Origin of the sequence: Parabacteroides vesiculifaciens (genome assembly GCF_049860805.1) — a bacterium.
GTDB lineage: Bacteria > Bacteroidota > Bacteroidia > Bacteroidales > Tannerellaceae > Parabacteroides.
The window spans coordinates 1,304,234-1,323,897 of record NZ_CP187555.1 but is presented as its reverse complement, the minus strand read 5'-3'; the positions used below and the strand labels follow the sequence as shown (position 1 = coordinate 1,323,897).

The window sequence follows — 19,664 nt, the reverse complement described above, 5'->3', positions numbered from 1 at the left end:
AATTTATATCATTTTGAGCGTATCGCCTGTAAATAAAATAATATATGTTCGAACAAATGCTTGATATCTTCACGCTCTGTTACTGATATGGACAGATCATACAAATCGATACCGGCATTCTTCACTCCTACCTTGAATCCACAAGGATGCTGCAACATAAGGTATTGCATCGGGTAGCAGTCGGGGCGCGTTAGATCGATCAGGATATCCGCCTTGATCGTCTTGAATTGTTCCAGGACGGCATCAGTGGGGACCTGCCAGGTATTTACATCCTTCGTTGCGTGGACCGGTGTGTACGGGGCAACCATTTCCGGTAGCGGATCGCCGGAGACATATACACAAGTCTGCACCTTCTTATTCTTCTTACGCAGGACCTCCAGACAAGGCTCTACAAGCTCGTGGTCGTCCGCCTGATAAAGTACCAGGATATGGCCGGCATCTTCCAACGAACAAAAGCCATGCTTGCGACTGGCAGCCCCGAAAGCCAAGGACTGCACTTTCTTTTTAATAAAATAATTCGTCAGTCTCATTCCGCTATCATATTTAAAAATTCCTCTTCGCCTATAACTTTCACTCCTAATTTGGCAGCCTTTTCGAGTTTAGCCGGTCCCATATTTTCCCCCGCCAGGATATAATCGGTCTTACCCGACACCGAGCCGCTGTTCTTTCCGCCATGCTGCTCGATCATCGCTTTGTATTCGTCACGCGAATGTTTAGCGAACGTCCCGCTGATTACGATGCTCAGGCCTTTCAGTTTCTCGGAACGGTTTGCCAGAACCTTTTCGGACACTGACATCTGCAAGCCGTACTCTTTCAAACGGTTCACTAACGTCCGGTTACGATCGTCGGCAAAGTAAGCGATGATGCTCTGGGCTATGCGCTCCCCGATTTCATCCACGGCTATCAGATCTTCAAAAGAGGCCTGTTCCAATTGCTCCATGGAGTGGAAAACGGAGACCAAACGTTTTGCCACCGCCTCACCCACAAAGCGGATACCCAACCCGTAAAGAACCCGCTCAAAGGGAACCTGTTTGGACTCTTCGAGGCTTGTCATCAGGTTACGGGCGCTCTTCTCCGCCCAGCGTTCCAAGCGTAGCAAATCGGATATTTCGAGTGTATAGATATCTGCCGTATTCTTGACATAGCCGGCTTCATAGAGATCTTCGACAGTCTCCGGTCCCATATTGATGTTCATGGCTCTGCGGGTGACGAAATGCTCGATCTTCCCTTTGATCTGGGGAGGACAGCCGGCTTCGTTCGGACAGTAATGGGCCGCTTCCCCTTCGGGACGTACCAACGGTGTACCGCATTCAGGACAGGAACGGATAAAACGGACCTTATCACCAGTCAGGAAGCCACGGGCTTCGACATCGACACCGACAATCTTCGGGATGATCTCGCCGCCTTTCTCCACATAGACGCTGTCTCCCAAGTGAAGGTCGAGGCCTTCGATGATATCCGCATTGTGGAGTGAGGCACGCTTTACAGTCGTCCCGGCCAACAAAACCGGTTCGAGATTGGCAACCGGAGTAACGGTACCTGTCCGCCCGACCTGAAAAGACACAGAGTTAAGGCGTGTCACGGCGCGTTCGGCCTGAAACTTATAGGCAATCGCCCAACGCGGACTCTTGGCTGTAAACCCTAAATTGAGTTGTTGGCGTAAAGAATTCACTTTCAAAACAATCCCGTCAGTTGCAACCGGCAGGTTCTTGCGTTCGGCATCCCAATAAGCGATATAGTCGTATATATCCTGCAAGCTGTTGCACACACGGATTACATCCGGTATCTTGAAGCCCCATGAACGGGCCGCCTCCAGATTATCGAAATGCGTTTCCGCCGGTAGTTTCGCCCCCAACAAGTAATAAAAATAGGCATCCAGCTTGCGGGCTGCCACAACAGCCGGATTCAGTTGCTTCAACGTGCCGGAAGCAGCATTGCGCGGATTGGCGAAAAGAGGTTCCTCCTGTTCTTCGCGTTCTTTGTTCAAACGGTCGAACTCGGCCCAGGGAAGCAAGATCTCCCCGCGTATTTCGAACTCCACCGGATATCCGTCGCCCATCAGTTTCAGCGGAACGGAACGGATGGTCTTCACATTGGCCGTCACATCGTCACCTCGTGTCCCGTCGCCACGCGTCACGGCACGAACCAGGCGACCGTTCTCGTATGTCAGGGAGATAGACGTCCCGTCGTATTTCAACTCGGCGACAATCTCGAAAGGCTCGTTCAGGTCACGGGCGATGCGCTCGTAGAAATCCTTCACATCCTCTTCCGAATAGGTATTGCCCAGCGAAAGCATCGGATATTTATGCGCCACCTGCTCAAACTCTTTGGAGAGGTCACTCCCCACCCGCTGTGTCGGCGAATGAGGGTCGGCATATTCGGGATGCGCCTCTTCAAGGGTTTGCAACTCCTTCATCATCTCATCGAACTCACGGTCCGATATCGTGGGTGCCGAAAGCACATAATAGTTGTAATTATGTTGTTCCAGCGCTTCGCGAAGTGCTTTTATTTTATCTTTTGCCACCATTTTTTCAGTTGAAAGGTGAAAGTTGAAAGGTGAAAGTTGAAAAGAAAAATTCATCACTTTCACCTTTCAACTTTCACCTAATATATAAGTTTTACATTATCGATCCACATCGTATTGCCCGGCGAGCCGATATAGGCGCCGCCGTGGCTGGAAGTAAATTGCAGGACGAGATGAGTCGGCAATTCGCCTTCCGCCGCCCAGCCTACTTCCTGGATAGGGACGCTTTTCCCTTGGCTGTTCAAGGCATAGCGTTCTTCTACCTGAATCCGCATATAAGGTTTATACTCCGGATGCTTCGTAATATCGCCGTACAGGATCGGGTAGGTCGCATCGTTCACCCAGCTATTACTGGATTCCGTATAACGCTGTACCATCGTCCCAACACGTTTGGCGTATATGTTTCCATCTTTATCTTCCCAACGTTTCTGGAGAAAAAGGATGGCGGCGATCGAATCCTGTCCGGCGACCGTCGACTTACGGCTGAAACCGGTACTGCGGATGCGGTTCTTTTCCGGTGACAACTTCACCTTATAGTCAAAGCGCAACGCCTTTGGCTTCTTGGTAAACGCCACTCCGCTGTTCAACATGGCCTGCGGGTTCTTGGTTCCCTTGATCGGTTCGTACACCGTTCCGAGAAAAACGGAACCGGCGGCTACCACTTCGATATCGACCAGGCCGAAAACCTTCACGCTCTCCATCCGTGTCTCCAGACGTGCGCACCAACCGCCGTCCCGCCTCTCCGGGAAGACAGAGGTATTGGTCTTCACCACGCCTGCCACCTTTGCCATCACGTTGGAGTTCGCCCACGGCGAACCGCCCCGGTTTTTATAGGCTGTGTTGCCGATAATCGTATCTGTCGGGCCCAGTTCATAAAGATGTTTCGTATTTCCTCCGATGATGCCGGATTCATGTATCTCGCGGACGACCCACCGGTCCATGTCGCCATAGCTGAATGGAACAACGTGCTCTTGGGAATTGACAATTGACAATTGACAATTGAAAATTCCGAGAAGTAGGAGTATTCTTGTTTTTATTTTCATTCTTAGTCCTGTTTTTCTTACTATCTACTGTTTCTACCTCTGCCGGGCGCCAGCGGAAACAGATTCATGTGAATCTCGGTCTGCTGGCGCTCAGCGAAGGCAGATTCATGTGCATCCGGGGCCGCTGGCTCCCAGCGAAGGCAGATTCACGTGAATCTCGGGCAGCTGGCGCTCAGCAGCTCCAGCTGCAACGGCTTCGAGGCTACCGGCCTATAAGGAATATCCCCATTCCTTGAGCGCCATTCCCCAATTTTCTTCCACAAGCTGCACCGTACGGTCGTCATACTTGTATTGGTTCTTCTTATAGCCCTTCTTTTTCCCGAGATATTTCTCGATTTCTGGCTTAGACGCTTCAAAGCCGGGGAGGTTTAATTTCTTGTATATGTCCTCTGTCATGGCAAAAGCATCCTGCTCGAAATCCTCAAACTTCACCTCTACCAGGTTGCCTTCGGGTATCAGGTGCTTTTGCTCTTCATATTTATAGAACAAACGTCGATACACTTCGATGAAGTTGCTTTCGATCTGCTCGTTGGAGATGTCCTGCAAGCGGAGCGGTTGAATCGTATTGGTGAAGAAGCTGCGTGTGCTCTCGAACACCGTGTACGGGTTCCGTTTCAGATAGATAAATTTAGCATTCGGAAACATTTCCACCAATGTCTTCACACGTCCTGTATGAGGCGGGTTCTTACTCAGGAACTGGGTCCCTTTCGTATTCCAAAGGGAGATCTTGATCAGTTTGAGGAATGTTTCCTTAAACACTTCCCGTTCGTGCTCGCTGATGTTGTCGAAAAGCAGATAGCGATCGCAATATTCGAGCATGTGCTTCGGGAAGAACCAGAAATTATAATACGTATAAGGCATCATATTTGCCAAGGCAAATTCCTCTTCCTGGGGAAGGTCGACCTTCAACTCCATGTTGTCGGTCGGACGCTTATCGGGCATCAGAAACGCCATGTTCTTCTTAAAGAAAGGCTGCCCCCAGAGCATCAGGTTCGGGAATACGGTCTGATAGGTCGTATTATAGCCGAAATGTTTGTCGCACGAAAAGACATTGTGCATGAAGGTCGTCCCGCTACGCCAGTGTCCGAGAATAAAAACAGGGTCCATCTCCAACGGCTTGTCCGCTATCTTGCGGTAACGGGCGTCTTCGAACGGTTGCAACAGGCTGAGCAGGCGGCAAACAGATTGGGTCAGGTAATATTTATTACGAAATCCCTTGTCGATGGTTTTATTGGCTGTCACAGCCTTGAATGTTTTCCAGTCAGCTCCTACTAACGTATTGATCGGTAGCTTGTCAAATTCCAGTAATCCCATACCTTATTTATTTTCTGTTATACACTTCACGGGAACGCCTTGCCGTTCGAGCTCCTTACAAACTGTACGGATCGCTTCGTAGTGCTCGGCACCGATACCTAATTCCGGCAGGTTCAAAACAGCCAAAGCATCTTCTGTCACCATGTCGCGGGCATCCACCCGGTCGATAATCATACCGACAGCCGATGTATTATTCGTGATCGGGTCGATCAGGATAAAGGCTCCGGTCTGTTTGTTTTTCCGATACGGATCGAAGAACAGTTCCTTTCCGGTCGTGAAGACGACACGGGCGATCTCGTTCAGCTTCATCGGCAGATTTTCGGCTGTCAACTTGCCGTTTTCAACTGACAACTGTTCCATCGTATTGACATTCACTTTATAGCGGATGCTATCCACACGGGCACGCGTCAGGTTGGTCGTATGTTTAATATAGAACTGCTTACCTGCATCCATCGGTTCTTCGTCCATCCATACCAGCATGGCTTCGAAGTTACGGTCGGCTACGGGCAGGTTATCCGGATGGACGAGCATTTCACCACGCGAAACGTCGATCTCGTCTTCCAGCGTGATGGTGATGCACTGGGGAGGGAATGCGTAATCCAGCTCTCCGTCGTACGTCACGATGCTCTTCACCTTGGATGTTTTCCCGGAAGGCAAAGCCATTAGCGTATCGCCTTTGCGAACGATGCCGCTGGCCACTTTTCCGCAGAAGCCGCGGAAGTCTAAGTTCGGGCGTAACACGTACTGTACCGGATAGCGGAAATCCTCAAAATTACGGTCCTGGTCGATAGGCACGGTTTCGAGAAAGTCCAACAACGACGGTCCCTCGTACCAAGGCGTACGGTCGCTCTTTTCCACCACATTGTCGCCATCTAAAGCAGACAGCGGAATGCAGGTGATATCCGGAATATTCAACGGAGCGACAAACTCCTTATAATCGGAAACGATCTTGTCGAAAATATTCTTGTCGAAATCAACTAAGTCCATCTTGTTGACCGCCAGCACCACATGCTTGATACCTAAAAGCGAAACCAGATAGGTATGGCGGCGCGTCTGCGTAATCACACCCGTACGGGCATCCACTAAGATGATAGCGAGATTGGCAGTCGAACCGCCGGTGATCATATTACGGGTGTACTGTTCGTGCCCCGGAGTGTCGGCTATGATGAACTTACGGTTATTCGTACTGAAATAACGATAGGCCACATCGATGGTGATCCCCTGTTCGCGTTCGGCTTTCAGGCCGTCCAGCAACAAGGCGTAGTCGATATGGTCACCGGCGTTCCCCATACGCTTGCTGTCGCGTTCGAGGGCGTCCAACTGGTCTTCGTACAGTTTTTTACTATCAAACAACAAACGCCCGATCAATGTCGATTTGCCATCATCTACCGAACCTGCGGTCAGAAAGCGAAGCAAATCTTTTTGCTCATCTCTGTCGAGGTATTCTTTTATATTTAATGTTGCCATATCAAAAATATCCTTCTCTTTTTTTCTGTTCCATACTTGCATCCTGGTCGAAGTCGATCACACGGGTCGTACGTTCGCTCTTGGTTGTCGTCATCATCTCTTCGACGATCTTTTCAATCGTGTCGGCATTGCTTTCGACGGCCCCTGTCAGCGGCCAACAACCTAACGTACGGAAACGAACCATACGCATCTTGATCTGGTCGCGGTACTGATCCGGCAAACGGTCGTCGTCAGCCATGATCAGGTTCCCGTCGATCTCGACACACGGGCGTTCCTTGGCAAAATACAACGGTACGATCGGAATGTTTTCTAAGCGGATATACTGCCATATATCCAGTTCCGTCCAGTTGGACAACGGGAACACACGGATGCTCTCCCCTTTGTGGACACGGGCATTGTAGATATCCCACAACTCCGGACGCTGGTTTTTCGGGTCCCACTGGTGGAACTTGTCGCGGAACGAATAGATACGTTCTTTCGCACGGCTCTTTTCCTCATCACGACGGGCACCGCCAAAAGCGGCATCGAACTTATATTTATCAAGACCGCGCAACAACGCCTGTGTCTTCATCAGGTCCGTATGCACCTTGCTGCCATGCGTGAAAGGTCCTACGCCTGCATTAAATGCTTCCATGTTGGACTCCACGATCAGGTTCCATCCGAATTTCTTCGCATAGTCGTCGCGGAACTGGATCATCTCCTTAAACTTCCACTTCGAATCGATGTGCATCAAGGGAAAAGGAACTTTTCCCGGAGCAAAAGCCTTTTCAGCCAGGCGAACCATGACAGAAGAGTCTTTTCCGATAGAATAAAGCATTACAGGATTTTCAAATTCGGCAGCGACCTCCCGGATGATATGGATAGACTCTGCTTCCAGTTCCTGTAAATGGCTTAATTTATAATCTGACATAATTATAGGATTATATTATTTGATTACTTATTTATGATTGTCTTGCAACGGTTACTTTCGGAATGATCAGGTCCATCAGCTTGTGGACGGATTCCTCTAAGCTCAACACGGAAGTGTCCAACGTCAGGTCCGGATGCCCGGGAGCTTCGAAGGGAGCGGAAACACCCGTGAAATCCTTGATCTCGCCCCTGCGTGCCTTCGCATACAACCCTTTGACATCGCGCCGCTCGCACTCTTCGATCGGAGTACTGATATATATTTCCAGAAAGTTCTCTTTCCCGATAATGGATGCCGCCATTTCCCTCAAATCGTTATTCGGGCTGATAAAAGCTGCTATCGTGATAATACCAGTATCGATAAAAAGTTTGCTCACTTCGGCGATACGGCGGATATTCTCTATACGGTCTTCGGCCGAGAAACCGAGATTGTTGTTGATCCCGCTACGGATATTATCGCCGTCCAGGATGCGGCACAGCAAACCGCACTTGTGCAACTCGCGCTCAAGTGCTATCGCCACCGTACTCTTCCCGGAGCCACTCAGCCCGGTAAACCACACCATCACACTGCGTTGTTTCAACAAACGCTCCTTATCCTCCCTCGTCATCATCCTATCGAAAATAGGATAAATGTTAGTTTGCTTTTCTTCCATTGTCAACTGTTTAGAATTTCCAGATCATCGGTATCACGAATACCGAGATCAAAAAAGTGATTAAGTTAAGAGGTAAACCGATTTTCACGAAGTCCGTGAACTTATAACCGCCGATACCTTGCACGATCAGATTGGTCTGATAGCCGATCGGCGTGCTGAAGCTGGCAGATGCAGCCATACAGATCACCACGAAGAACGGGGTCGGGTCCACACCCAACTGTGTAGCGACCGACAAAGCGATCGGGAAACTAAGCGCAGCAGCCGCATTGTTCGTAATCAGCTCCGTAAAGACATTGGTGATAATAAAAAGGATCGCCAACAAAGCATACGGGCCGATATTATGAGCCATTCCGATAATATGGCGGGCGATCAGGGTTGCAAAGCCCGAGTTTTCCATCGCCTTACTGATTGCGAAGGCACAGGCGATCGTGATCAGAATATCCCAGGATATATATTTGGTATACTTTTTCGGGGGGAAAATTTTGGTCCACGCCATAATGATTGTCGTGATACAGACAAAGAAGAACATGTCCAGACGGATTTCCGGGAACGCCTCTTTCACCGCAGGCAACTCCCCTACCGTGGCCCCTACGATCATAAAAATCAGCAAGCCCAGCGCCAGCCAGCGTTTCGTACGGGAAACCGGCTCCGTACCGTCCGTGCCGTTGGCTAACAAAAGGAAAACGCTGGATTCGCCCCAGGTAGGTACGAACGTATCGTCCGCCCAGAGAACCAGCGTATCGCCTTCGTGCAACGTCACCTTATCGAGATCGCGGGTAAAACGTTGTCCCCCGCTCTTCACTTCTTTCACGATCGCACCGTAATGGCGGGTAAAGTTGAACTCGCCCAATGTCTTGTTGATACCCGGAAAACGGGAGCCTAACACCGCTTCCACCCGATGCAGGTTACCGGGATTACCGTCTTCCTCCTCTTCCTCGTAGCGATCTGTCCGGGAGTCAGGCAGCAGTTTATTTGAAAAGATGAACAGGTAAATAATACCGGCCAGTGCTATGAAGATACCGACCTTTCCAAGCTCGAACATCGTGAACCCTTCATATCCGGCTTCGAGGATCATACCATGCACGACTAAGTTGGTCGACGTGCCGATCAAGGTACAGATACCGCCCAGAATGGTCACATACGAAAGAGGAATCAAGAATTTCGTCGCCGGCAACTTGACCGACTCCGCCCAGCGCTTGATAATAGGGGCGAAAATAACGACAACAGGCGTGTTGTTCAGAAAAGCAGAGATGAAAGCAATCGGCGGAAGCATACGGAACTGCGCCTTGAAAACAGTAGTCTTTCCTTCCGGCAACAACTTCTTTATAAGCTGTCCCAATGCTCCGCTCTGGCGAATGCCCTCGCTTACCAGAAAAAGCATCCCAACGGTTATCATTCCCCTATTACTAAAGCCTTCGAGCATTTCCTTCGGCGTCAATATTCCTACACAGAGGAATAGCACTACAACCGTGAGTAACACCATCCCGGGCCTCAGTCCATCCCATATCAACGCCGTTATCATGCCGACCAACGCCAGCAATACAAATATTATTTCAAAGTTCATTCTTTCAAATTGACAATTGATAATTGACAATTGACAATTGAAAAACAAAGACTAATAATTGTCCATTGTCCATTGCCAATTGTTTAGTTAAGGTGCAAATGTAGTAAGAATATTAAATCTAATCTCACTACGATAACCTATTTTAGGGATTATCTTACTTACAGACCAAAAGTTTCAGCAAACGGAACAAACACTTGTCAGATAGGCTTGACAATGAACCACGGGTTATGGAGATCTTCCTTATTATACTTTAAAGATGTTTTGCCATCGATATGATAAACATCGCATCCGGCTGCCCGTGCAATCGCATGGCCGGCGGCTGTATCCCACTCCATCGTCGGAGCGAAACGCGGATATACATCGGCCGTTCCTTCCGCTACTAAACAGATCTTTAGGCTGCTGCCACTACTAATCAACGTTACCGGCTGTCCCTGCTTACGAAGATTTTCGATAAAAGCTGTCGTCTCTTCCGTCTGGTGCGAACGCGAAGCGACCACCACGACCCCCTGATGCCCCATCGACATGGGCAGGCGGGCGGCTTTCTCCCGTATCTCGTCCATCGAAGGCTGGTATCCGCTGTCTATCCCGGCCAGCTTGAAAGCTCCTACAGAATCTGCCGCGAAATACAACTCTTTCCGTACCGGGACATAGATCACTCCTAATACCGGAACCCCTTCTTTCACTAAGGCGATATTAACCGTAAATTCGCCGTTCTTCTTGATAAACTCTTTCGTCCCGTCTAACGGGTCCACGATCCAAAGCATATCCCAGGCAGAACGTTCGGCAAAAGGGATTTCCTTCCCTTCCTCGCTCAACACCGGAAACGGCGTCACGGACAGTGCCATCGAAATAATCTGATGGGCTTTCTTGTCGGCTTTTGTCAAGGGGGAATTATCAGCTTTACGTTCAATACCGAAATCAGACCCCGGATCGGTATAAATATCCATGATCGCTTTGCCTGCATCGAGGGCGGCGCGAATAGCTATATACAGGTAGTTTGCATAATTATTCATCATCACTTGCATCTTTTAGTGTGTTAATATACAAATGTAGGGAATTTCTTCGAATAATCCGAATTTTAAAGTCTTCATTTTCATCCGATGCTCAAAACATATATGTTTTGAATTCAAATCACCGGTGTTTTGAAATCGAACCGGTTGTTTTCTACGATGGATCGGCCGATGGCATAGCCTTCGTCATAGAGGGCGGACAACTTCTTACGGTCGTTGGTGGTGCGGCCTACTTCCATTTTCTTTTGCGGACGGATAACGATCGCGTCTCCTTTTGCTTCCAGCTCGTCGATATAATCCAGCACTTCGTTATAGTTGCGATAGCGCAGTTTCAGTTGCTTCCGGATAGCGGGATATCGGCGGTAGATGAAGCCGGGCAACCAGAAATCCTTTTCTTCCTTCCGGTAACCTTTGTTGCGGGTCAGGATAATCACGTTCTTATGGAAACCGTCGTCGATGGCATGCCGGATGGGAATGGCGTCGCATACACCTCCGTCGACCATCGGGACGCCGTCGACATACGTCACCGGACAAAGCACAGGAAGCGTGCAGGAGGCACAACAAATATCGACTAAACGCTCCGCATCCTGCTTCTCCTCGAAATACTCGGCTTCACCGGTCAGGCAATTGCTGGTGACCATGACGAAGCGGTTCGGTGACTTGAAATACGTCTCATAATCGAGCGGATAATATTTCTCCGGATAAATATAGAAAAGGTATTTCATATCGATATATCCCCGCCCCCGCAGGAAATGCCTGAAACCGATATAATCATATTTTTCCAACAGTTCGATATTGCTGAAACGGGAACGCCCGCGCTGCCGGGAGGCATACGAAATGCCGTTGCTCGCCCCTGCGGACACACCGATCGTATAAGGGAACCAAATGTCATGATCCATAAAACAGTCCAGTACCCCGACGGTAAAGATGGCTCGCATCCCTCCTCCTTCAAGCACCAGACCTGTGCGATTGTCTATTTCCATATCTGTTTACCATAAAAATAATAGCCATTGCCTGGCTCACACCGGACAATGGCCACAAAAATATAATAAATCAGCGATATAAACATAGTCTTTTTACAAAATAACTTCGTTCACCAAAGGACGATGATGGCGGAAATCGTCGATATTCTGAAGGGTCGTCTCTGCAATATTATACAGAGCCTCCTTCGTGAAAAAAGCCTGATGCGAAGTAACTATCACATTATTAAAAGAAAGCAGACGGGCCAATACATCATCGTCGATAATTTTATCAGACTTGTCTTCATAGAAGTATTCGCCCTCCTCCTCGTACACATCCAGACCGGCCGCCGCGATCTTCTTTTCCTTCAGACCTTCGATCAGGTCGTTTGTATTGATCAGTTGGCCCCGGCCTGTATTAATGATCATTACGCCTTTCTTCATCTTGTCGATGGAATCTTTGTCGATCATATATTTTGTCTGATCGGTCAGCGGACAATGCAAAGAGATGATATCCGACTCGCGATACAGCTCGTCTAACGTCACATAAGAAATGCCTTCCTCTTCGGCAAACTTCATGTCGGGATAAAGGTCATAAGCCAGAATACGCATTCCGAACCCTTTCAAGAGACGGATCAGGATCTTGGCGATCTTTCCTGTGCCGATAATACCGATCGTCTTGCCGTGCATATCGAACCCTATCAGACCGTTCAGCGAGAAATTACCGTCTCGCGTACGCCAATAAGCACGGTGTATCTTCCGGTTCAGCGACAGCATCAGGGCAAGCGAATATTCGGCTACAGCGTAAGGCGAATAGGCCGGTACACGCACGACCGGCAACTTTCCTTTGGCCGCTTTCAGGTCCACATTATTAAAACCGGCACAACGAAGGGCCAACAGCTTGACACCATTGTTCACCATCGCATCGATCACGTCGGCATCGGCGGTGTCGTTGACAAAGATACAGACCGCGTCAGTATCTTGCGTCAGTACTACATTGTTCGGATTCAAATGTCCTTTGTAGTAACGTATGTCGTAATTGTACTTTTCATTTACTTTGTCGAATGAAGCTATATCGTACGGCTTAGCTCCAAAAAATGCAATTTTGTATGCCATATTATTTGTTTTTATATCTAACAATCAAAACGGCCTGAATGTTGCGAGGAAGAGGTGGGTAGCAGAAAAGGAAAGGTCCGGCTAAAGAGTGCTTAACCGGACCTCTGCCCATACATAGTTTTTATAATGAAGTATATCGTTCAGCCTTCCTTTGAAGACTGTCCTTTTTTACCTGCGGCTACTTTACGCTTATTATCTTGATAAACGAAATAAAGCGGTATCAATATTGCCGCTATCGACATTGCACAAAAAGATATAATAAAAGCCATCGTTCAATCCTCCTTTTTTACTTGACTACATCTATCACGATTATTAATACAAATGCAAAAGGCCCAATAAGTACAACATCCGCCTATTGATTTCTTCAGTCATTATACCTCCGATAATCAGTCTAAAACTTACGGAAATTCGATTTCCACCGTCGTCCCCTTCCCGACCTCGGACGTAATCGTGATTTCCGCCCCGTAACTTCTCAGGATACGCATGGAAAGACTGAGTCCGATACCATGCCCGGCGAACTCCCTCGTATTGGAAGCACGATAGAAAGGCTGATACACACGGGCGATCTCTTCTTCCGGAATGCCGATACCCGTATCCGTAATTGTCAGTACAGAACCTTTCAGGCGCATCTCGACAGGCGCTTCCCCCGAATATTTACAAGCGTTATTCAAGATGTTGCCGATAGCAATCTTTAGCAGATGCGGATTCGCCTCGATGACAAAAGCGAAATGATCGGTTGTGAAGCGAACACGATTACCCACGAACTGCATCAGGAAGTCGGCCAATAAAACCGTTTCACGTGCATTCTTCAAAATTTCCTTATCCCCGTGAGAGAGAAAGAGCAGGTTCTTCATCAGTTGGATGATGCGTTTCGTTTCAGAGGCGATACGTCCCAAAGCAGCCTGGTATTCGGCCGGCGTACGTTCCTTCAACAAGCTGATCTCGCATTCCCCCTGGATAGCCGTGAGCGGGTTATTCAACTCATGGGAGGCATTACTGATGAAAGACTTCTCACTCTGGTAAGCCGCATCGATACGGTCGACCATACGGGTTGCATACAGACGGCCGACGAAATAGACCAATACGGCACTGATCAGCAGCATCCCTAACAGCAACCAGCCGATCCGCTGCTGGATATCCTCGCCGTACTGATATAAGAGTTCAGCTGCCGAGGCGGCTTTCTCCGTCAGATAGGAATAATAGAGGCGGCTGATATAGTTGGTCGCCACGAAATAGAAAACGCCTGTCACCACCGTTATAATACTGATCGTGATAGCTGTATAGAAAAGCGCTATCTTATTTCCGGTCTTCATGCTTCCATCATATAGCCCACTCCTACTACGGTGCGGATCAGTTTGTGGTCGAAATCCTTATCGATCTTACTGCGCAGGTAATTGACATAGACATCCACCACATTCGTATTCGTATCGAAATTCTTATCCCAGACATTTTTCAGCAAGGTCAGGCGACTCTGTGCCACCCCCTGGTTCCGGATCAGATATTCGAGCAAACGGTATTCCTTCACAGTCAGGTCGATCACCACCTTGCCACGGATCGCCCGGTGGCTGGACGGATCGAGCGTCAGGTCGCCACAACTCAGGACCGGTACGGCAGGCTCCGCCCCCGTACGCCGCAAAAGGGCTTTGATACGGGCTTCCAGTTCCTGGAAGCTGAAAGGTTTCACTAAATAGTCGTCGGCACCGGCATCCAAGCCGTTCACGATATCATCAGTCGTCCCTAAAGCGGTCAGCATGATAACGGGCGACTGGTAACCATGCGCCTGCCGATATTGCTTACAGAGTTGCAGGCCGTTCATCTTCGGCATGATGATGTCGAGTATCAACAATTGGAAATCCTCCCGCTGAACCAACTCCCAGCCGGCTTGCCCGTCATTGGCCACACGGACTTCATGCCCGAACTCCTGCAAACCCCGCTCGATAAAGGAGGCGATGTTTATTTCATCTTCTACTAATAAAATCTTTGCCATTGCATATTTTTGTGTATGGGGCTACAAATATAGGAAATCATTTGTTCATATCGATCCTGTAAGGCGGCCTCACCCGAAGATGGTCTACTTCTAAAAAAGGGATTTGGGGATAGAGAAGGTCGAGCATGCTAAGATCCATTTTGCCGGGAACAACCTCGATGCGGACACGGGCAAGACCTTTTTTCTTAAAGCCTAAAAGTTCTGCCGCACCGACAGAGACATCGATGATACGGCCCTTACGGAAAGGCCCGCGGTCGGTGACACAGACGATCACCCGCTTCATATTGGCCAGGTTGGTGACACGGAGGAAAGTGCCGAAGGGATAGGTTCGGTGAGCCGCGACCAGCTCGTCCGCATCATGGACCCAGCCACTGGCAGCCTTACGCCCGTGGAAACGGTTGTGGTAATAAGAAGCAAGCCCTTCCTCCTGGCTCCACACTTCCCCTGTGCCCGCAAAAGCGGCCAGGAGGAGGAGGATATGTACCAGACGGAAGGGCATACACGTTATCGTTTTACTTTACAATAACGTAAAGCTCTCGATTTTATTGTAGCAGCTCACCTTTATATTCTCCGGTGAGCGTGTTCAGAAACGCTACGATACTCTTGGTATCCGCGTCCGAAATGTCCTTACCGATTTGGAACTGGTGCATGATGCGGATAGCATCTTCGACCGTCGCGATCGAACCGTCGTGCATATACGGCGTGGTAAGCATCACGTTACGCAGGGTCGGAGTCTTGAAACGATGGCGGTCCTGCTCGTTCTTCGTAACGGAATAACGTCCGTTGTCACCGTCCGTCAGCCCCGTGCCGCGATAATCGAAATAGTTATCCTTGATCCCCATATATTCGAAGGACTGTCCGCCGATGTTCACACCCGTATGGCAGGTAGCGCATTTATTTTCCTTAAATAATTCGTAGCCGGCAACTTCTTCGGCAGTCAGGGCTGTCTTGTCGCCCATCAGGTACTTGTCGAAACGGCTCGGCGTGAGCAACGTCTTTTCAAACTCGGCGATAGCGTCGGTGATTGTAGACTGGTTGAACCCTTCCGGATAAACTTCGAGGAAACGCTTGCTCAATTCTTTGTCTTCCGCCAGCTTGGCTGAAATATCGTCGAACGAAAGGCTTCCCATTTCAACCGGGTTCAAAGGAGGCCCGGCAGCCTGTTCCTTCAGGTCGGCAGCACGGCCGTCCCAGAACTGGAGGATATTCAAAGCCGAATTATACACGGTCGGGGCATTCACACCACCGAACTGTCCGTCTATACCTTCGGAATATTGTTTACGGTCCACACCGGCAGTAGCCAACCCGTGGCAGGTAGCACACGAGATCGTGTTATCGCCGGAAAGACGGGTGTCGTGATAAAGATCGAAGCCTAAAGCCACCTTTGCCGGATCAGTCGGGATGGAGGCCATCAACGGTTGTACAGGCTCGTTGGCGAATTCTTCGGCGACGGTAGGTGTCGAATAGTTTTTCTTACGGACCTCCTTCGCCCAGGAAAGCAAGACAGCCTTTTCGTCGCTATCGAGGGTCGTACCCCAGTGCATCGGCATATGCGAATATTTGGCGGGAGGCATGGAACCGGAGAGAGCGGCATCTTCCACCTTGGCCAGATCGGCCTCGGAAACGAGTTTGCCATTGTCGAGTGCCTCCAGCATTGCCGTCAGGTCTAAATAGCGTGTACCTTCCTGCATATCCGCCTTCACAGTCGGGCCGATCAGGGGAAGATTACCGTAGAAAGGAAGCGCCGCCGTAGCCGAATGACATTGCATACATCCGTTCTCACGAAGGATGGAAGCAACCTGTTTTGCCTGGTTATCCGCATACTTCTTGTATTCGGAAGAACCACACGATGGCAGAACCAGAGCCAATGAAAGCAGCCCTAAAGGTAATGCCGTCCTCTTACAAAGAATAGTGTTAAGCATAATTATTGGTTTATTTAGATTTGTTAAATGCAAAGATAGGCAGAATAATCAAGTGGTATGTAGAAAGTCCATCAGTTTTATCTATGGAACGATAAATAAAAACTATAGCCTCTTGTTATTCTCCAACACCTTCCTGAGACTGTCGAACATTTTGCCCGATAGTTTCAGCCGTGCGAGGTTTCTTTTGTAGTCGTCGGGATGATGCAGGTCGGAACCGGCGTAGTCGTAGAAACCCTCCTTCATCAGGTATGCGGCATATTTGGCAGGACGGGCGCCATACACGCCGGCAAGGGAAAACAGATTCAGCTGGAACTTGTAGCCTTTGTCCTTCAGCCGGAAATAATCCTCCTTCGTCATATACATATACCGCTCCAGATGAGCCAGGACAGGCGTGTAGCCCTCCAGCCTCAGCTCGTAAAGCAAGTTCAGGTAGTCGGGAGGCGGCGAGAGATAGGAAGTCTCGACTAAGACCTGCCTATCCGCATACGTCAACAACCCGTCCGCCATCTGCAAACGGAAGCCGGCATCCAGCATATACTCAGCCGCCAACCTCAACTCGACCCCTTCCGGGACAAGTTTTTTCATGCAAGCAAAATGGTCCTGCAGAAAACTGCGCCGGTTGTCGGGCAGGTCCGCCATCACATGAGGAGTCAGGAAAACACGTTCCACACCTGCCTCCTGCATCGATTTCAGAGCCGCCCACATATCGTTGACGCTCTGCACACCGTCGTCCACACCGGGCAGCAGATGTGAATGCACATCTGCCGTCCCTCTCAATAAATCGGTGTGAACCGCGTTCTTCTTCGGAAAAAGTAGGGAAAACATCTTTTTTACTTATTTTTACGTTGTTCGTAACCATATCCGTAACCGTAGCCATACCCGTAATGGTAGCCATACGCGCCATGTTTGTAGACCGTCCCGTTCAGGATCAAGCTCATGTTACGCAATTTGCCTTCCCGGTAGAGCTTCTCCACTTCGGGAAGGACACGGCGGTCCATCTTGCCCGCACGGACGACATAGATCGTCAGGTCGGCCACCCGGTTGACAATCACTGCATCGGCAACCACTCCCGCCGGGACGTTGTCTAAGATAATATAATCATACCGCCCACGCAGCTCGGCGATCAAAGCCTCCAACCGGTCGCTCAACAAGAGTTCGGCCGGGTTGGGCGGAACGGGACCGGCATGGATGATATCCAGCTTGTCGTACAGCTCCCCTTTCCGGATGATCTCGTCGATGTTATCGATACGACCGGAAAGGTAATTGGTCACACCCATGTCCGATACCTGGACATGGGAGCTAAGGGTACCCTTACGTATATCGAGGTCGACCAAGACGACCTTCTTGTGCGTGAGGGCGAAGCTCATCGCCAGATTGATGGACACGAACGTCTTGCCGGCTCCAGGATTGAACGAGGTGAACATCACCACCTGCATGTTCTTCTCCTTCACCCGCATGAAGTCCATATTGGTACGCACGATACGGAACGCCTCCGAAACCGAGTCGCGGCCGTTCTCATGCACCACCACTTCGTTCTTGTCCTTCTTGTCGCGCATCGGTATCTCGCCCAAGAACGGCACGGAGAGTACCCCCTCCACATCCTTCCGCGAGCGTACCTTCGTATCGCTGACCATCAACAGCCACAGGACACCGGCCGGTATCGCGCATCCTAACACGACAGAAGCCAACAAGATCATCATCGCCTTCGGAGCGACCGGTGCATTGCTTCCCGCTGCCGGGTCGATGATACGGGCGTTGCTTTCCGTCATCCGCTGCGTCAGCTCGTTCTCCTCGCGCTTGTTCAACAGGTAGAGATACAGCTCTTCCTTGATCTTCTGTCGGCGTTCCACCGAAAGAACCTCCTTCTGCTGGGTCGGCACGGCCGAGATGCGGCGGCTCGTCTGTTCCTCCTGCGCCCGGATATTCTTGATCTTGATGTTCAGGCCGACGATCAGGTTATCCACCGAACGGATGATGGTCTGTTTCATCGCGATCAACGAATTGTTCAGGTCCTGCACCACCGGGTTCTTACTACTGCTGTTGCTGATCAGCTTGTCGCGTTTCAGTAACATCTCGTTGAACTCCCCGATCTGCGACTCGATGTTCACATCCGATATGCCCGTGTTCGCCGGGATCAGGTCCGAGTTCTTGCCGGGGTCCGTCAGGTAGTTCTTGATATATTTAGCCAAGCTCAACTGGTTCTCCAAGCTCAATCCCTCCTGGCGATACTGGCTGGACGTCTGCAGGTACATGCCCGTCTCGGACGAGATGTCCGTCAGTTGGTGTTCCCGTTTGTACGACTCGATATCCGAATCCACATCCCCCAATTCCTTCTCGATGACGATCAGACGGTCGTTGATAAAGTTGGAAGTGTTCATCACGATCTGATTCTTGTCGTTAATCGCGTCAGTATTGTAGACGGAGATCAGCGTGTTGATCACATCCTCCGCACGCGGGATGGAAACATCCTGGAGCGTCAGGTTGATGATCGTAGCCGTCTTGCTCGCCAAAGTAGCCTGCAAGCCGCTCTGGAAGCGAAGCGCCACATCCTGCAACGGCGATTTCGTCACCTGCACGGTCGTATTGAAATACTTGTCGCCGTAATAAAGCGACGGGACCACCACCACTCTTCCGACAGGCGTCGTGACCGTATCGTTCAGCGCCACCTTCATCGGCTCGTTGTCCGAAACCTCCTGTCCGCCGAGGGTGAAACCGGACAACACCACTTCCTTCCCGGAAACAGGAACCGCCTGCAACGAAAAGGCCTGTGCCTCTTCCGCATCCGGGAAAGAGAGCAGTACGGGGGACTGCGTGTACAGCTCCACCGTCCGAAGCCCGTCTTTCACCGTGTAGCTTACATCTAAATGCAGGTTACGCGCCACTTCGGTCATCAACCGTCTGGATTTGAAGACCAGCACTTCATTATCCACATTCCGCTTCGTGCCGAAAATACCCAGATCCTCGAAAGCAGCCGACTCGCTCATCGCCCCTCCTTTCGCATCGTCCTTGATCAAGACCGAAGCAGTCCGGGTATATACCTTAGGCGTCCATTTCAAATAGACGAATGCCGCTCCGGCACATACCACGACAGACAGAACAAACCAATACCAGTTAGCCAACACCGTTTGCAGGATGTCCCCCAGGTTCAATTCGCTCTCTTCCACGCGGGTGTCCGTTTCTTGTTCTGTGTTCATAGTTT

General features: G+C 50.0%; 17 protein-coding genes. All 17 read right to left on the bottom strand.

Translation table 11 applies throughout. The features are described from left to right. Positions 1-8 precede the first annotated feature (8 nt). The 17 genes from ACPYIV_RS05265 to ACPYIV_RS05185 all read right to left on the bottom strand — a co-directional run bounded on the left by ACPYIV_RS05265 (position 9) and on the right by ACPYIV_RS05185 (position 19,659). A complete protein-coding gene (locus ACPYIV_RS05265) occupies positions 9-530 on the bottom strand; it encodes a DUF6913 domain-containing protein (RefSeq protein ID WP_301704854.1) in 522 nt (173 codons plus the stop codon). Then, on the bottom strand, positions 527-2,527 hold the full coding sequence (gene ligA / locus ACPYIV_RS05260; protein WP_425886002.1) for an NAD-dependent DNA ligase LigA: 2,001 nt from the start codon (positions 2,525-2,527) through the stop codon (positions 527-529). The genes ACPYIV_RS05265 and ligA overlap by 4 nt, the downstream gene beginning before the upstream one ends. 77 nt (positions 2,528-2,604) lie before the next feature. Next, positions 2,605-3,567 carry a PCMD domain-containing protein gene (locus ACPYIV_RS05255; RefSeq protein ID WP_425886000.1) on the bottom strand — a complete coding sequence of 321 codons (963 nt, stop codon included), beginning with the start codon at positions 3,565-3,567 and terminating at the stop codon, positions 2,605-2,607. Between the two features lie 210 nt (positions 3,568-3,777). After that, positions 3,778-4,881: a sulfotransferase family protein gene (locus ACPYIV_RS05250; RefSeq protein WP_425885998.1), complete on the bottom strand. Its 1,104-nt coding sequence runs from the start codon at positions 4,879-4,881 to the stop codon at positions 3,778-3,780. A gap of 3 nt (positions 4,882-4,884) precedes the next feature. Next, a complete protein-coding gene (gene cysN, locus ACPYIV_RS05245) occupies positions 4,885-6,348 on the bottom strand; it encodes a sulfate adenylyltransferase subunit CysN (RefSeq protein ID WP_293734651.1) in 1,464 nt (487 codons plus the stop codon). 1 nt (position 6,349) lies between these two features. Continuing rightward, positions 6,350-7,261, bottom strand: coding sequence for a sulfate adenylyltransferase subunit CysD (gene cysD, locus ACPYIV_RS05240; protein WP_293734658.1), 912 nt, complete (start codon positions 7,259-7,261; stop codon positions 6,350-6,352). Positions 7,262-7,289: 28 nt separating this feature from the next. After that, complete coding sequence (gene cysC / locus ACPYIV_RS05235; protein WP_301704851.1) at positions 7,290-7,907, bottom strand: adenylyl-sulfate kinase; 618 nt, start codon at positions 7,905-7,907, stop codon at positions 7,290-7,292. A 10-nt stretch (positions 7,908-7,917) separates the two neighbouring features. Further along, positions 7,918-9,471 (bottom strand): SLC13 family permease, encoded by a 1,554-nt coding sequence (locus ACPYIV_RS05230; protein ID WP_299361378.1) that lies wholly within the window; start codon positions 9,469-9,471, stop codon positions 7,918-7,920. A gap of 197 nt (positions 9,472-9,668) precedes the next feature. Continuing rightward, complete coding sequence (gene cysQ / locus ACPYIV_RS05225) at positions 9,669-10,484, bottom strand: 3'(2'),5'-bisphosphate nucleotidase CysQ (RefSeq protein WP_293731744.1); 816 nt, start codon at positions 10,482-10,484, stop codon at positions 9,669-9,671. A 113-nt stretch (positions 10,485-10,597) separates the two neighbouring features. Continuing rightward, a complete protein-coding gene (locus tag ACPYIV_RS05220; RefSeq protein ID WP_425885995.1) occupies positions 10,598-11,464 on the bottom strand; it encodes a patatin-like phospholipase family protein in 867 nt (288 codons plus the stop codon). Positions 11,465-11,557: 93 nt separating this feature from the next. Next, a complete protein-coding gene (locus ACPYIV_RS05215; protein WP_425885993.1) occupies positions 11,558-12,556 on the bottom strand; it encodes a 2-hydroxyacid dehydrogenase in 999 nt (332 codons plus the stop codon). Positions 12,557-12,954: 398 nt separating this feature from the next. Next, positions 12,955-13,869 (bottom strand): sensor histidine kinase, encoded by a 915-nt coding sequence (locus ACPYIV_RS05210; RefSeq protein ID WP_425885991.1) that lies wholly within the window; start codon positions 13,867-13,869, stop codon positions 12,955-12,957. Next, positions 13,866-14,543, bottom strand: coding sequence for a response regulator transcription factor (locus tag ACPYIV_RS05205; protein WP_293731733.1), 678 nt, complete (start codon positions 14,541-14,543; stop codon positions 13,866-13,868). Before ACPYIV_RS05205 ends, ACPYIV_RS05210 begins: the two co-directional genes overlap by 4 nt. A gap of 37 nt (positions 14,544-14,580) precedes the next feature. After that, positions 14,581-15,042, bottom strand: coding sequence for a septal ring lytic transglycosylase RlpA family protein (locus ACPYIV_RS05200; RefSeq protein ID WP_293731732.1), 462 nt, complete (start codon positions 15,040-15,042; stop codon positions 14,581-14,583). A 43-nt stretch (positions 15,043-15,085) separates the two neighbouring features. Then, positions 15,086-16,465: a cytochrome c peroxidase gene (locus ACPYIV_RS05195; protein WP_425885988.1), complete on the bottom strand. Its 1,380-nt coding sequence runs from the start codon at positions 16,463-16,465 to the stop codon at positions 15,086-15,088. A gap of 102 nt (positions 16,466-16,567) precedes the next feature. Then, positions 16,568-17,290: a tyrosine-protein phosphatase gene (locus tag ACPYIV_RS05190; protein ID WP_425885985.1), complete on the bottom strand. Its 723-nt coding sequence runs from the start codon at positions 17,288-17,290 to the stop codon at positions 16,568-16,570. A 5-nt stretch (positions 17,291-17,295) separates the two neighbouring features. Beyond that, a complete protein-coding gene (locus tag ACPYIV_RS05185) occupies positions 17,296-19,659 on the bottom strand; it encodes a GumC family protein (RefSeq protein ID WP_425885983.1) in 2,364 nt (787 codons plus the stop codon). Positions 19,660-19,664 lie beyond the last annotated feature (5 nt).